Origin of the sequence: Bradyrhizobium sp. AZCC 2289 (assembly GCF_036924615.1) — a bacterium.
GTDB lineage: Bacteria > Pseudomonadota > Alphaproteobacteria > Rhizobiales > Xanthobacteraceae > Bradyrhizobium.
The window spans coordinates 2791500-2804786 of the sequence record NZ_JAZHRY010000001.1 but is presented as its reverse complement, the minus strand read 5'-3'; the positions used below and the strand labels follow the sequence as shown (position 1 = coordinate 2804786).

The window sequence follows — 13287 nt, the reverse complement described above, 5'->3', positions numbered from 1 at the left end:
TGATTACTAGCGGGTGAAGACAGCTTTGGTGCGTGTGAGCGGGGTCGAGAGGGCTGCCCTCACATCCTCGCGGCCCGCGAGCGCCACGATTTCTCGAGTCTCCTCGTCGAGATGCGTCGCAAGGCTGTTCGTCGCGGCGGCTTCTGTCAGCCGCCGAATGGCCGCATAAGCCGCGGTCGGCCCTTCCGCGAGTTCCCTCGCAAGATCAAGCGCGGCCGTATCCAACCGGTCGTCAGAAACCTTGCGGTCGGCGATGCCAAGAAGCACAGCCTCGTCGGCCGACATGAAGCGGGCGTCCATAAGGAGGGTGCGGGCGCGGCGCACACCCAGCGCACGGGTCAGAAAATAGCTCACGCCTGCATCGGCGCTCAGTCCAAGCCTTGAGTAGCCTGTCGAGAAACGGGCATTTTCCGAGCAGAGGAGATAATCGGAGGAGAGGGCGAGGCCAAAACCTCCCCCTATGGTATGACCACGAGCTGCGGCGATGATGGGGACGCCGATGCCAATCAGGCGAAGCTGGGTTACGTGAAAGTCGTGCGCCATTCGGCCGAGTTCAGCGGCAACATCGCTCGCGGCGGCATGCAGATGCTTGAGATCGCCGCCTAAGGAGAAATTCGCGCCTTCGGCGGTGATGAGGACCGATCGCGGTTCGACCGCCCGCACAGCATCGACGGCGGCGCCCAGGTCCGCGATCAATGTGGCGTTGATCGCATTGCCGGCATCGGGCCGCGCCAGGATGATCCGGGCGATATTGCCCAGATGCTCGAAGCGAACCAGAGGCACGCTCGGCGTCCCGCCGGGAGGCAGCTTTTCTCGTGTGCTCGCGAAAGTCATTCCATCCTCTCCATGCTGGCGGGGTTGGCGGCCTGTTCCTCATACGATCCGGGTTCTTCTGTCTCCCCAATAGCGGTCACGCAGCACGCGCTTGTAGAGCTTGCCGGTAGGGAGACGAGGGAGATCAGCCTCGAAATCGATCGAGCGCGGACACTTCTGGTGCGACAGATGCGCCCTGCAGAAGTTCATCAGCTCGTTTACCAGATCGGAGTTGGCCTTGATGCCGGGCAATACTTGGACCACGGCCTTTACCTCTTCGCCCAGATCCTCATTCGGAACGCCAAATACTGCAGCATCCGCGACCTTGGGATGAGTGATGAGCAGGTTCTCGCACTCTTGCGGATAGATATTGACCCCGCCAGAAACGATCATGAAAGTAGCACGATCGGTCAGATAGAGAAATCCGTCGTCGTCGACATAGCCGACATCGCCGACCGTGCTCATGGAGCCGTCCTGCGATAGCGCCTCCTTGGTCTTCGCCGTTTCGTTGAAATATTCGAACGGAGTCGCGGTCTTGAACCAGAGTGTGCCCGGCGTTTCCTTCGGGCAGGGCTGCATGTTGTCGTCCAGCACGTGCAGTTCGCCGAGCAGAACTTTGCCGACCGTGCCGCGATGCGCCAACCACTGCTCGCTGTCGCAGGCCGCGAATCCGAGGCCCTCAGTCGCACCGTAATACTCATGAATGATCGGTCCCCACCATGCGATCATCTGCTCCTTCACCTGGATCGGACAAGGCGCAGCGGCGTGGATTATTACCTCGAGCGATGACAGGTCGTAACGCAATCGCGCGCCCTCGGGCAGTTTCAGCATGCGCGAGAACATCGTCGGCACGAGCTGGCTATGGGTCGGCTTATACTTCTCGACCAATTGCAGATAGTGCTCCGGATCGAACCGCTCCATGATGATCGCGGTGCCGCCGTTGCGGATCGCGAGGTTGACGGACGCCTGCGGTGCCGCATGGTAAAGCGGAGCGGGGGACAGATACACGAGCCCCTCCCTGTAGCGCCATAGTTTTTGAAGAAAATCAAAGAGTGGTAGTTGCTGCGACGGTGGCTGGTCGGGCAATGGGCGGAGAATGCCTTTTGGCCTGCCCGTTGTCCCCGACGAGTACGACATGGCCGTGCCAATTGTCTCGTCTGCAATCGGCGTGGCGGGAAAACCGGCGGTGGCCTCGTCGAGATTGAGGATGCGCTCGCCGTCGCCCGAGCCGTCCACCACCAGCACGGCTTCGACCTTCGGGCACTGGCCGATTGCTGTGAGGGCGGTCGCGCGAGTCTCTTCGGATACAATTAGGACTCTCGATTCGCTGTTGTTGACGATGTAAGCGAGCTCGCCTGCGGTCAGAAACGAGTTGACGCAGGTGAAGTAGAGCCCCGCACGCTCGCCCGCGCCGCAGCTTTCGACATAGCGGTCGTTGTTCTCCATGAAGATGGCGTAGTGATCGAGGCGCTTGAGCCCGCGGCGGCGAAGAAAGTGCGCAAGGCGGTTGGTGCGTTGTTCCAGCTCGGCGTACGTTACGGCTATGCCGGTTTGCGCCATGATGAACGCAGGCTGATCGGCTCGAATTTTGGCATGCACACCTGGATACATCGGATGTCCCTCTCTGATGATTGCTGTGTCGAATTACTTCAGTCTATTGTTTTTGGCGGAGTGCGTTGTTATGCCCACGGACCGTGGGCAAGAACGGGCAGCGCTATTGGCATTGAAAAAAGCTGGAGCGTAACGGCGCTCGTTGAGCAGGACGAGATAGTTGCGGTTCACGCGTTTGAGATGCCGTGGAGCCCGGATCCGGCCAGTCGATTGTCGCCCTTCACGCGCTGTCACTGCATCGTCCCTCACCCGACACGTTGCTCGGCGGTCAGCGGCAAACGTGCCAGCTCATGGCGTTGAAGCTTGCCGGTGGTGCTGCGGGGCAACTCCTCGGAGCGCATGAACTGCAGGTAGCGCGGGCGCTTATAGCCGGTGAGCTGCTCGCGACACCAGTGGAGGATTTCGGCGCTATCGGCCGACTGGCCTTGGCGGAGGACGACCACGGCCTTTATCGTCTCGCCCCAATGCGGGTCCGGTACACCGAACACACACGCTTCTTGAACGGCCGGATGTCGGCTGAGGACGGCCTCGACCTCTGCGGGATAGACATTCTCGCCGCCGGTCTTGATCAGGTATTTCTTGCGGTCGACGAAAGTGAGCGTGCCGTCCTCCTCACGCCGCAACAGGTCGCCGGTATGGAGCCAACCGCCCTTGAACACCTCAGCGTTGGCCGCATCGTCATCGAGATAGCCGGACATGATGCTCGGGCCCCGCACCACGCATTCGCCGGGCTGGCCGACAGGCATCTCGTTCATGTCTTCGTCGACGACGCGGACCTCCATCAACGGCGAGGGTCGTTTGCGCAGGGACGGCACCTCGCCTGGGCCGGAACAGCCGTGCGCGAGCAGATAGCTCGACTCGCTCTGCCCGAAGGCGTCGTAAAAATCGATGCCGAAGGTCTCCGTCAGCCTCGCGACGACGTTCGGCATCATGTTGGCGTAGCCGATGGCGAAGCGCAGGCTCGACAGATCGTTGGCCTGCCGCTGCGGGTTGTTCATGAAGTCGGTGATCACGCCGGGCAGGAGCAGAGTCCAGCTCAGCCGCTCGCGCTCGATGCGCTCGTACATGGCCGGTATATCGACGCGCTTGAATGTCGCATAGATGCCGCCGGTGACGAAGGTCGCGTAGAGTGACTCGTCTCCGCCGCAGTGGAAGAGCGGCAGCCAGCCGACGAAACCGTCCTTCTCGGTCAGTCCGAACCATTGAGCAAGACGCAAGCCGCGGGTAGCCGCCGCTCGCTGGCTCACGAGTGCGCCTTTGGGCTGACCGGTTGTGCCACTGGTGAATAGGATGTTGTGGATGTCCGCGCCCTCGGCGATCCGAGGCGGCTCGTCCGCGCTGCTTTCGGCAAGAATGGCCTCGTAATCGTCAAAGCCCTGCACCGGCTCGAATGCGATCCAGTCGCGGATGTTCGGAAACTCGGACCCGAGGCCGTCGAGTAGCCCCGCCAGCGCACCGGAGGTCAGGACGGCACTGGGACGAGCCTTGCGGAGGCACACGGCGATCTCATCGGGACGAAGCCGGATGTTCAGCGTCGCGACAGTGATGCCGAGCGCGGCCATGGCCGCATAGCATTCAACATATTCCGGACGTGTCTCCGAGAGGATCGCGATCGTGTCGCCGCGGTCATATCCCTTGGCACGCACGGCATTGGCGAACCGCCAGGCTCGCTCGCCGACCTCGCGGTAGCGGCGCTGCCCGCCTTCCCAGGTGACAGCGGTGCGGTCGGCGAAAACGCGGAATGCGCGTCGGAAGAGAGCGTCGAGCGTGATGTCCGCCGCGATGGCGGCATCGAGCTGCCAGTCGGCTGAGCCGGAAGACGACTTACTTGTAGTAGGCAGCATAGGTGCGCCTCAGTTTCGCTTTTTCGATCTTGCCCGTGGCAGTCTTGGGCAACTCCGAAACATGGATGACGGCCTTCGGGCATTTGAACGGGCTTAGCCGTTCGCGGACGGCTGAAAGCAGCATGTTCGCGTCGATGGATCCGCCACTCTGGGTGACGACGACGGCGGTGATCGCTTCGCCCCAATGCTGGTGCGGCAGTCCGATTGCCGCTACTTCGAGTACGTCGGGATGTGCGGCCCGGATCGCGAGCTCGACCTCGATGGACGAGACGTTCTCGCCACCCGTCTTGATGACGTCCTTGAAGCGGTCCTCGAACCAGAGAATCCCATCAACGTCGAAATGGCCGGCATCGCCCGAGTGAAACCAGCCGTGGCGGAAAGCTTCCGCGGTCGCCTCGGGATTGTGCAGATAACCCGCCATGGTCTGGGGGCTGCGATAGACGATCTCCCCGGTGCTGCCGGTCGGAAGCAGCTCGCCGTTCGGTGCCATGATGGCGACCTGCACGTTGACGGCCGGCGTGCCGACAGCACCGGGATGGCTCAGCTGGTGCTGGGGCTTGAAGAATGTCGAGACCGGGCTCATCTCTGTTTGCCCGAACATAAGGCTGAAGTCGCACCCGAAGATCTCGATCGCTCGGCGAAGCTCCGCCTCCGGCATCGGCGCCATGGCGTAGACCGTCAGGCGCAGGCTGCTGACGTTGCGAGGATGTGCGAGCTGCCGTTCGACGAGCTGCTGGATCATCATCGGCAGCGCAAAGAGAACGCTGATGCGCTCCCTTTCGATGGCCTCGTGAAGGCCAGCGGCGTCGAAGCCGCGCTGGATCACCATCGAGGCCCCGACTGCGATTGCTGGTGTGCAGAGCGCGTTGAGCTGGGCCGTATGGAAAAGCGGAAGCACCACACTCAGCCGATCGTTCTCTGTCATGCGTGTATCGATTGCGGTCCCGAGTGATTCCAGATAGATCGCGAGATGGGTGCCGATCACGCCCTTTGGCGCCGAGGTCGTGCCGCTGGTGTAGAGATAGGAGAGGGGAGCGCGGTCCTCGATCGCGACATCCGGAATTTCGGAGGACTGATCGGCCGCGAGCGCGTCAAAGTCGAACAACGGCATGTCGCCGATACCATCGGGAGTCGTAGCGCCTGGCGCCTGCCTGTCCATCACGACGATACCGAGCAGCGGCGCCGGATCTTCGACGCCTGCGCAGAACTGCCTCAGCAGACCTGCTTCGACTACGGCAGCGCGAGCGCGTGAGTCCGTCAGGACATGGCTCAGTTCGTGCTGTCGCCAGAGCAGGTTGATGGAGACGCAGACCAAGCCAAGCCGCGCGCAGGCGAAATAGACGGCGAGGAATTCGGCGCGGTTGCCCGACATCAGGGCAAGTGCGTCGCCTTTCTGGAGGCCGAGCGCGGAGAGACCATGGGCGACCCGGTTGGTCCAGGCGTCGAAGTCGCGATAGGACCAGCGCTTGTCGCCGTCGCTGATCATCTCCCGCTCTGGAAACCGCTCCGCGCTCCGGGTGACGAGGTCACCGACATTGACACGGTGGATTAGGTGAGTGCTCGCGGCGGTCTGACCTTGCTGCAAAACTGACCTCGATGCCGATCTTGAAACGTCCATTCGACAGCTCCTTAGATTCGCGCCGCGGCGACAACTACGGCTCTATGAGCCCCCGCCGCTGAAATAGGGTGGTTTTCCAGTGGTCCAGGTCTCTCCCCAAAGCTGGCCGCCTCCGTCCACCGTCAACGTTTCGCCGGTCACGAATCCGCCGGAAGGACCTGCGAGATAGGCACAGGCTTCGGCGACATCCCACGGCGAACCCGCCCGCATCATCGGATTTGATCGGGGGTAGGCCGCGCGCGCCTCAGGCGTATAGACGTTCCAGCCTTCGGTCTCGATCGCACCGGGAGCTACACAATTTACCCGGATATTGAGTGGGGCCCATTCGACGGCAACGCTGCGCGAAAGGCCAATAACCCCGGTTCTCGCGGCGATCGTGTGCGCGATGCCGTAGAGGCCGTGCGTCGTGACGACCACAATGTTGACGATGCTGCCAGGATATTTGTTGTCGCGCCACTGTTGTGCGGCGGCCTGCATCATGTACCAAGTGCCGTTCAGATTGGTATTGATGACGGCATTCCAGCCCTTTACGGAAAAATCGATAGCCGGTTGAGGAAACTGCCCGCCGGCGCTGTTGATGAGGCCGTCGACGCGGCCATGCGTCTTCCAGACCGAATCGAACAAAGCTTTGACCGCGTCGGGATCCCTGATGTCGGCTGCGTATGCGGATGCCTTCAGCTTCCGTCCTGTCACGTTCGATACGAGAGTATTGAGCCTTTCCTGGTTGCGGCCGACCACGACGATATGCGCACCGAGGCGCGCGAACAACCATGCGATCGCGCGGCCGATACCACCCGCGCCGCCGGACAACACCACGACCATGTCTTTGAGGGCATCGGATGCGAACACAGTACGATGAACCGCAAGCTCATCGTTCGTCAGCCCAAGTCTATCCGGCCGTTCCAGAGTCTGATTGTCAGCCATGGGTGGCCATGTCCTTGAGCAGTTCGCCTGCGATGATCATCTTTCGGACTTCTGTCGTTCCGGCGCCGATCTCCAACAGCTTGATCGAACGAAATAGCCGGTTGATCTCCGACTCCCAGATGTAGCCGCTGCCGCCATGGATCTGCACGGCCTTGTCGAGGACGTTGTGGCAGGCCTCTGCAGCGTACATCACGGAGGCCGCCGTCAGCATGTGGATATCGCCGCGTCCGCCACCGCCGACTTCGAGCGGCGCGGCTTCCGCCAGCGTGCGATAGGTGAAGGTTCGCATGGTTTCGACCTGAACGTACATCTCTGCCAGCATCGACTGAACCATTTGGAAAGATCCGATGGGCTTGCCAAACTGCTGGCGAGTCTGCGCGTAGTCGATGGAGAGTTGCAACGCCCGTTCCGCAACGCCGAGACACAGCGGTGAGATCATAGCGCGTTCAAGATCGAGCCCGCTCATTACGATTGACACACCGCGATCTTCGCCGCCAACGAGGTTTTCCGCGGGCACCCAGCAATCTTCGAACACGAGTTCGGCGGTCTGGCTGCCGCGATAACCCATTTTTGTCAATTTCTGTGCGACCTTGAATCCGGGAAAGCCCTTTTCGACGATGAAGGCGGAAATGCCCTGCGCGCCTTTTGAGCGATCGGTCTTGGCGTAGACCAGGATGACGTCGGCGACGGGTCCATTGGTGATGTAGATCTTGCCTCCGTTGAGGACGTAATGATCTCCATCCCGCCGCGCAGTGGTGCGCATCGATCCCAGCGCGTCTGAGCCGGCACCCGGTTCGGTGAGGCCCAGCGCGCCGATTTTCCGGCCCGTGCAGAGGTCCGGCAGATATTTGCGGCGCTGCTGTTCGTTGCCGTTGCGATAGATATTGTTGGCGCACAGGTTGTCGTGCGCCACCCAGGATAGCGCCATCGCATGGTTCCAGCGTGCGAAGCCCTGCAGCACCAGGCCGGCCGCCAGAAGGTCCAGACCAGCGCCGCCGTATTCTTCGGGGATGGTGGCACCGAAAAAGCCGTTATCGCCGATAATGTGGAACGCTTCGTCCGGCCACCATTCCTCGCGGTCCATCCGTTCGGAAAGGGGATAGAGCTCCTTGTGTGCAAAGCGATCGGCCTGATCGAGGATGGCCTGTTGCGCTTCGTCGAGGGCAAACATCGATGCACGATTGTCGCCACTCAAGATGGCTTGGGACGTGGTCATGCGCCGGTTTCCTCCCAGTTTTGATGGATCCTGCTCTCTGGATCATCCCTGGTTTTATAATGAATAGAATTCATTTTGGTTTGTGTCAACGGTTGACGCGCAAAAAAATGAATGGTATTCATTATGAACGACCTGCCCCGCCTCTGAAGGTCGCGAATATTGGCGCGGGAACCCAGTCTGGGTTACGATACAGTTTCGTCATCACAGATCTGGAAAATCCCGGAGTTGCGATATGCCTGCAATAAGCGCCGAACGAATGCAGGATCGTTACGACGCAATCCTCGATGCAGCCAAGCGTGCTTTCGCCGAAAAAGGCTATGAGGGCGCCTCGATCGCCGACATCGCGCGCATCGCGCAGATATCCGACGGTCTTGCCTATCGCTATTTCCGCAACAAGCGGAACCTTCTCTTTGCCGTGCTGCAGAGGTTCTACGAGCGGATTTTGGTCGACCTCGAAACGCAGGTATTCGGCCACGATCGCTTTCGCGATCGTCTGGAAGCGCTGATCAAGCGGCATATCCAAGTGTTCGTTTCTGACACCGACCTCTGCCGTTTGTTCATCGCCGAGGTACGGGTCGCGAGCGACTACGAAGGCTCGCCTATTCAGGAGCTGAACCGGCGCTACACTTCAGTGCTGATCCGAATTGTCAAGGAAGCCGTCAAGACCGGAGAAGTCAAGCCGGACGTAAATCCAAAACTGCTTCGGGATGTTCTGTTCGGCGCAATCGAGCACCTTGCCTGGCGGCATGTCAACGGCAGAGGGCAGCTCAAGGTTACCCAGACAGGGCGTGAGCTGACCACTATGCTCACCGCCGGCATCTGCGTAGACCAGTAGCTATCAATGGCTGCTATTTCCTTTCCGTTCGAGACCGTCCTGATCGCCAACAGGGGCGAGATTGCCGTCCGGATCATTGGCTCGTTGCGCAAGCTTGGTCTGCGCGCGGCCATCGTCTATCACGAGGTCGATGCCGCAACGCCGGCAGTAGCGCTCGCCGATGTCGCTATCAAGATCTCGGGACGGACGCCCGTATCTGCTTATCTCGATGCCGAGCAGATCATAACGGCTGCCCGCACCGTTGGTGCCGGCGCGCTGCATCCAGGCTACGGCTTTCTGTCGGAAAATGCCGGTTTTGCGCGCGCGGTCGCCGAGGCGGGCATCGCCTTTATCGGCCCATCGCCCGAGGCGATCGAACTGATGGGCGACAAGATCCGCGCCCGCAATTTCGTCGAACGCAACGGCTTTCCGGTCGCTCCCTCCGCGATCGAGGAGAATGATCCCCCGACATTTCTGGCGCGGGCCCGGTCCATCGGGGTGCCGCTCTTGGTCAAGCCCTCCGCCGGCGGCGGTGGCAAGGGAATGCGAATTGTTCGCGATCTCGATCTGCTGGAGGATGCGGTTTCTCAGGCACGCAGCGAAGGACAAAGATACTTCGGCGATGGCCGGCTCTATGTCGAACGTTATGTCGAAAAGCCACGGCATATCGAGGTCCAGGTCCTGGGCGATGCTTTCGGCAATGTGGTGCATCTGTTTGAACGGGAATGTTCGGTGCAGCGGCGATTCCAGAAGATCATCGAGGAGACGCCGTCACCAGCTCTTTCGCCGCAGATGCGCCAGAGGATATGCGAAACCGCGGCGGGCATCGCTCGCGCCGCCGGGTATCGCAATGCGGGCACGGTTGAATTCATCTTTGGAGGCGGCGAGTTTTACTTCCTTGAGATGAACACGCGTCTGCAAGTCGAGCATCCGGTGACCGAGATGATCACGGGCGTTGATCTGGTGGCCGAGCAGATCGCGATTGCGGCGAACCGCCCGCTATCGTTCTGTCAGCCCGATATCTCCGCGCAAGGTCACGCCATCGAGGCCAGGCTCTACGCCGAATCGCCCGAGAGGGGCTTTTCGCCAACGTCAGGTAAGGTACTGATGCTGGGTTATCCTCACGAGCAGGGCGTACGTGTCGACAGCGGCATCGGACAGGGGCAGTCGATCACGACAGCCTTCGACCCCATGCTGGCCAAAGTGATCGTCCACGCGCCGACGCGCGATGCCGCCGTCGCCAAGGCGATAAGAGCGGTTCAGGATATCGTGCTGCTCGGATGCGAGACCAACGCCGCCTTTCTGGCTCGCGTTCTCGGCGACCCCGGCTTTCGGAGCGGGGAAGTGCACACCGGCTATCTGGACGAAAACCCGACGATCGCGTCTGGGATTGGTGGCGATCCGGACGAGGTGACCGAACTATTGGCGGTAGCTGCGCTGGTGACGCGACCGGTGCGCGATGCGGCCGATGCGGTTCCCGCACTCCACGCCGCTATCGGCGACTGGAGAAACTGATATGTTTCACAAGTTCGATCTCGGCGGGGTAATGCACGAGTTGTGGCTCGCTTCGACTGTCAATGGATACTATCTGCGCATTGTGGATGGTTGGAGCGGCACGGTTGCCCTTGCGGATGAGGGGACCGGCCGTGGCAGCCTGACCGTTGCCGGGACAAGCGAGGCGGTCGCATTCGCGGTGGACGGCGACGTGATCCATATCCACATGCGCGGTCGGACGCGTTCTTTACGCTATGTCGATCCGCTGCGCGCTCTTGCCTCCGTGGAAGGTGACGATGGTCACAACGTCGCGCGTGCCCCAATGCCAGGAACTGTCGTCGCTCTGAAGGTCGTTCCGGGCGATGCCGTGACCGCCGGCACCGTCCTGATGGTGATCGAGAGCATGAAGCTGGAGACCCAGATTCGGGCCTCGCAGGATGGGATTGTCGAACGTCTGCACGTCAAGGATGGCGACAGCTTTGATCGCGACGCGATCCTAGTCACGCTTTCGCAAGGAAACTGATGACATGCAACGCATCGTTTCGTTGACCGACACCCGAGCGCAGGAATTTCGAACCAACGATGTTCATAATCGCCGGCTTGCTGCTGAGCTCAAGGAACGACAGCGGGCTGCGAGATTCGCCAGGCCGGAGCGCGATCTTGAACGTCTGCGTCGGCAGAACAAGATGTTCGTACGAGATCGAATCCAGGCGCTGCTCGATCCGGGTACCCCGTTCCTGGAGCTGTCGACCCTTGCGGGCAACAAGGCCTACGACAACGAAGTGCCCGGTGCCGCCCAGGTGGTCGGCATCGGCATCGTCTCCGGACGCGAAGTCATCGTTCACGCCGATGACGCCAGCGTGAAGGGTGGGGCCTGGTATCCCCTTTCGGTTAAGAAGATTGTCCGTGCTCTCGACGTCGCAATTGAGAATCGACTACCGGTGGTCCACCTCTGCGACAGCGCGGGCGGCTTTCTTCCGCTTCAGGCCGAATTTTTCGCCGACCGCTACTATGCCGGCCGAATCTTTCGCAATCAGTCGATCCTGTCGAAAATGGGAGTTCCGCAGGTAGCTGTCGTTATGGGGCACTGTACCGCCGGCGGCGCCTACGTTCCGGCACTCAGCGACTACAACATCATCGTGCGGGGAACGGGCGCGATTTTTCTGGCCGGACCACCACTTGTGAAGGCGGCGACCGGCGAGGAAGTATCTGTTGAGGAACTGGGCGGCGCGGACATGCACACCAGCGTTTCCGGCACCGGCGATTATTTTGCCAGCTCCGAAATGCATGCGCTCGCCATTGCTCGCGACATTGTCGCCCGCTTCAACCGCATCCCCAAGGCGGCGGTCGACCACGTTGCGCCGGAGCCGCCCGCTTACGATCCGTCGGAGCTTTACGGGATCATTCCAAAGGACCCGCGCGTGCAATTCGATATGCGCGAGATTATTGCGCGCTTGGTGGATGGCAGCCGCTTCCATGAATACCAGCCACGGTACGGCCAAACGCTGGTTTGCGGCTTTGCGCGACTCTACGGCTATCAAATCGGGATTCTTGCCAATAACGGCGTCCTGTTCAGCGATAGCGCGTTGAAGGGCGCACATTTCATTCAGCTCTGCGACAAGAACCGCACGCCGCTCCTATTCCTTCAGAACATCACCGGTTTCATGGTCGGTCGTGACTATGAGCGCCGAGGTATCACCAAGGATGGTGCAAAGCTCATCATGGCGGTTTCCGGCGCTGCCGTGCCGAAGTTGACCGTCAACTGCAACGGCTCCTATGGCGCAGGTACGTACGGCATGTCGGGGCGCGCGTTCGATCCGCGCTTCATGTTCACTTGGCCGCAATCGCAAATATCCGTGATGGGTGCCGAGCAAGCCGCCGGCGTCCTCACCGATATCAAGGCCAGGCAACTCGCCCGCAATGGCGAGCGCCTGTCCGAGCCCCAGCTTGCGGCAATCCGCGAACCCATCCTGGAAGATTATCGCGAGCGGTCGAGTGCCTATTACGCGACATCGGAGCTGTGGGACGACGGCATTCTTGATCCTGTCGACACACGCAATGCTCTGGCGATCGCACTGAGCGCGGCATTGAACGCCCCGATCGAAGCTCCCCACTACGGTGTGTTCCGAATGTAGGGTTGAGGATTCGCGCCAATGGTCGACAATATCCCCGCCAACACGGTGCTCTCAGATGCGCCGACACAGCGCAAGCATCGCGACCGGCGCCTTCACCGCATGCGACGTGACGTTGACGATGCGATCCAACTTGTGCGCGGTCATTCCATCCAGCGTCGCCCTGATCAAGGCGATCGGCGCCAGCATGTTGCCATCAAGGGCCTTGATCCAGTCGTCGCGCTCGATCTTGCGAAAATCGCCCGGCGGCGGCCCCCCGGCGTTGTTGATGAGAATGTCTGGTTCAGCCAATTTTGATAAGCCGCTTGCCGGTATTCTCGCCGCGGTAAAGACCGGCGATCGCTCCCGGCGCGTGTTCGATGCCTTCCAATACGTCCTCCGAATAGCGCAATTGTCCATCGCGAATCCATTGGGCCAGACGAGCAAGGGCCTCTTCGAACCGAGGCGCGTAATCGAAGATGACGAAGCCCTGCATGCGTGCGCGCTTGACCAGAAGGTGACGCTCGGCGCGCGGCCCGTGCGGCCAGGGATCCCAGCTTGAAACCGAAGCGGTTCCGCAAATCACGACGCGCGCGCCGACGGCGAGATGACGGAGGACGGTGTCGCTGATCGCGCCACCGGTGTTGTCGAAATAAACGTCGATGCCGTTCGGGCAGGATGCGGCAAGCGCAGAGGCGAGGTCGCCGCTCTTGTAGTCGATCGCGGCATCGTAGCCGAACAGCTCACGGCACTGGGCGACCTTGGCCGGACCGCCGGCAATGCCGACGGTCCGACAACCGGCGATTTTCGCGATCTGGCCGACTGCCGAGCCCACGGCGCCT

At 61.0% G+C, this 13287-nt stretch carries 11 protein-coding genes and 1 pseudogene; 4 read left to right on the top strand and 8 right to left on the bottom strand.

Annotation, left to right across the window (positions count from 1 at the left end; all coding sequences use genetic code 11):
• Positions 1–6: 6 nt before the first annotated feature.
• The 6 genes from V1289_RS13590 to V1289_RS13565 all read right to left on the bottom strand — a co-directional run bounded on the left by V1289_RS13590 (position 7) and on the right by V1289_RS13565 (position 8026).
• Entirely contained in the window at positions 7–834 is an 828-nt protein-coding gene (locus tag V1289_RS13590; RefSeq protein ID WP_334397422.1) for an enoyl-CoA hydratase/isomerase family protein, read from the bottom strand.
• Between the two features lie 39 nt (positions 835–873).
• Positions 874–2424: an AMP-binding protein gene (locus V1289_RS13585; protein WP_334397421.1), complete on the bottom strand. Its 1551-nt coding sequence runs from the start codon at positions 2422–2424 to the stop codon at positions 874–876.
• Positions 2425–2669: 245 nt separating this feature from the next.
• On the bottom strand, positions 2670–4268 hold the full coding sequence (locus tag V1289_RS13580; protein ID WP_334397420.1) for a class I adenylate-forming enzyme family protein: 1599 nt from the start codon (positions 4266–4268) through the stop codon (positions 2670–2672).
• Positions 4249–5886 (bottom strand): class I adenylate-forming enzyme family protein, encoded by a 1638-nt coding sequence (locus V1289_RS13575; protein WP_334397419.1) that lies wholly within the window; start codon positions 5884–5886, stop codon positions 4249–4251. The genes V1289_RS13580 and V1289_RS13575 overlap by 20 nt, the downstream gene beginning before the upstream one ends.
• A 42-nt stretch (positions 5887–5928) precedes the next feature.
• Positions 5929–6810 carry an SDR family oxidoreductase gene (locus tag V1289_RS13570; protein WP_334397418.1) on the bottom strand — a complete coding sequence of 294 codons (882 nt, stop codon included), beginning with the start codon at positions 6808–6810 and terminating at the stop codon, positions 5929–5931.
• On the bottom strand, positions 6803–8026 hold the full coding sequence (locus V1289_RS13565; RefSeq protein WP_334397417.1) for an acyl-CoA dehydrogenase family protein: 1224 nt from the start codon (positions 8024–8026) through the stop codon (positions 6803–6805). The genes V1289_RS13570 and V1289_RS13565 overlap by 8 nt, the downstream gene beginning before the upstream one ends.
• Before the next feature lie 232 nt (positions 8027–8258).
• Here V1289_RS13565 and V1289_RS13560 point away from each other — a divergent pair, with 232 nt between their 5' ends.
• Genes V1289_RS13560 through V1289_RS13545 form a run of 4 tightly spaced genes read left to right on the top strand, consistent with a single transcriptional unit; the run spans position 8259 to position 12469 of the window.
• A complete protein-coding gene (locus V1289_RS13560; protein ID WP_334397416.1) occupies positions 8259–8861 on the top strand; it encodes a TetR/AcrR family transcriptional regulator in 603 nt (200 codons plus the stop codon).
• 6 nt (positions 8862–8867) lie between these two features.
• On the top strand, positions 8868–10355 hold the full coding sequence (locus V1289_RS13555; protein ID WP_334397415.1) for an acetyl-CoA carboxylase biotin carboxylase subunit: 1488 nt from the start codon (positions 8868–8870) through the stop codon (positions 10353–10355).
• Position 10356: 1 nt separating this feature from the next.
• Positions 10357–10857 carry an acetyl-CoA carboxylase biotin carboxyl carrier protein subunit gene (locus V1289_RS13550; RefSeq protein ID WP_334397414.1) on the top strand — a complete coding sequence of 167 codons (501 nt, stop codon included), beginning with the start codon at positions 10357–10359 and terminating at the stop codon, positions 10855–10857.
• A 4-nt stretch (positions 10858–10861) separates the two neighbouring features.
• On the top strand, positions 10862–12469 hold the full coding sequence (locus tag V1289_RS13545) for an acyl-CoA carboxylase subunit beta (protein ID WP_334397413.1): 1608 nt from the start codon (positions 10862–10864) through the stop codon (positions 12467–12469).
• 66 nt (positions 12470–12535) lie between these two features.
• Here the strand turns inward: V1289_RS13545 and V1289_RS13540 are convergent.
• Both V1289_RS13540 and V1289_RS13535 read right to left on the bottom strand, forming a co-directional pair.
• A pseudogene (locus tag V1289_RS13540) lies at positions 12536–12766 on the bottom strand (SDR family NAD(P)-dependent oxidoreductase); the annotation flags it as partial.
• Entirely contained in the window at positions 12750–13280 is a 531-nt protein-coding gene (locus V1289_RS13535; RefSeq protein ID WP_334407442.1) for an NADP-dependent oxidoreductase, read from the bottom strand. The gene V1289_RS13535 and the pseudogene V1289_RS13540, both read right to left, overlap by 17 nt.
• Between the last annotated feature and the right edge of the window lie 7 nt (positions 13281–13287).

Bases quoted from the DNA above. Each gene is read 5' to 3' on its own strand.
- V1289_RS13580 (WP_334397420.1), bottom strand. From the start codon at position 4,268: ATGCTGCCTACTACAAGTAAGTCGTCTTCCGGCTCAGCCGACTGGCAG.
- V1289_RS13565 (WP_334397417.1), bottom strand. From the start codon at position 8,026: ATGACCACGTCCCAAGCCATCTTGAGTGGCGACAATCGTGCATCGATG.
- V1289_RS13590 (WP_334397422.1), bottom strand. From the start codon at position 834: ATGACTTTCGCGAGCACACGAGAAAAGCTGCCTCCCGGCGGGACGCCG.
- V1289_RS13545 (WP_334397413.1), top strand. From the start codon at position 10,862: ATGCAACGCATCGTTTCGTTGACCGACACCCGAGCGCAGGAATTTCGA.
- V1289_RS13555 (WP_334397415.1), top strand. From the start codon at position 8,868: ATGGCTGCTATTTCCTTTCCGTTCGAGACCGTCCTGATCGCCAACAGG.
- V1289_RS13585 (WP_334397421.1), bottom strand. From the start codon at position 2,424: ATGTATCCAGGTGTGCATGCCAAAATTCGAGCCGATCAGCCTGCGTTC.
- V1289_RS13575 (WP_334397419.1), bottom strand. From the start codon at position 5,886: ATGGACGTTTCAAGATCGGCATCGAGGTCAGTTTTGCAGCAAGGTCAG.
- V1289_RS13560 (WP_334397416.1), top strand. From the start codon at position 8,259: ATGCCTGCAATAAGCGCCGAACGAATGCAGGATCGTTACGACGCAATC.
- V1289_RS13570 (WP_334397418.1), bottom strand. From the start codon at position 6,810: ATGGCTGACAATCAGACTCTGGAACGGCCGGATAGACTTGGGCTGACG.
- V1289_RS13550 (WP_334397414.1), top strand. From the start codon at position 10,357: ATGTTTCACAAGTTCGATCTCGGCGGGGTAATGCACGAGTTGTGGCTC.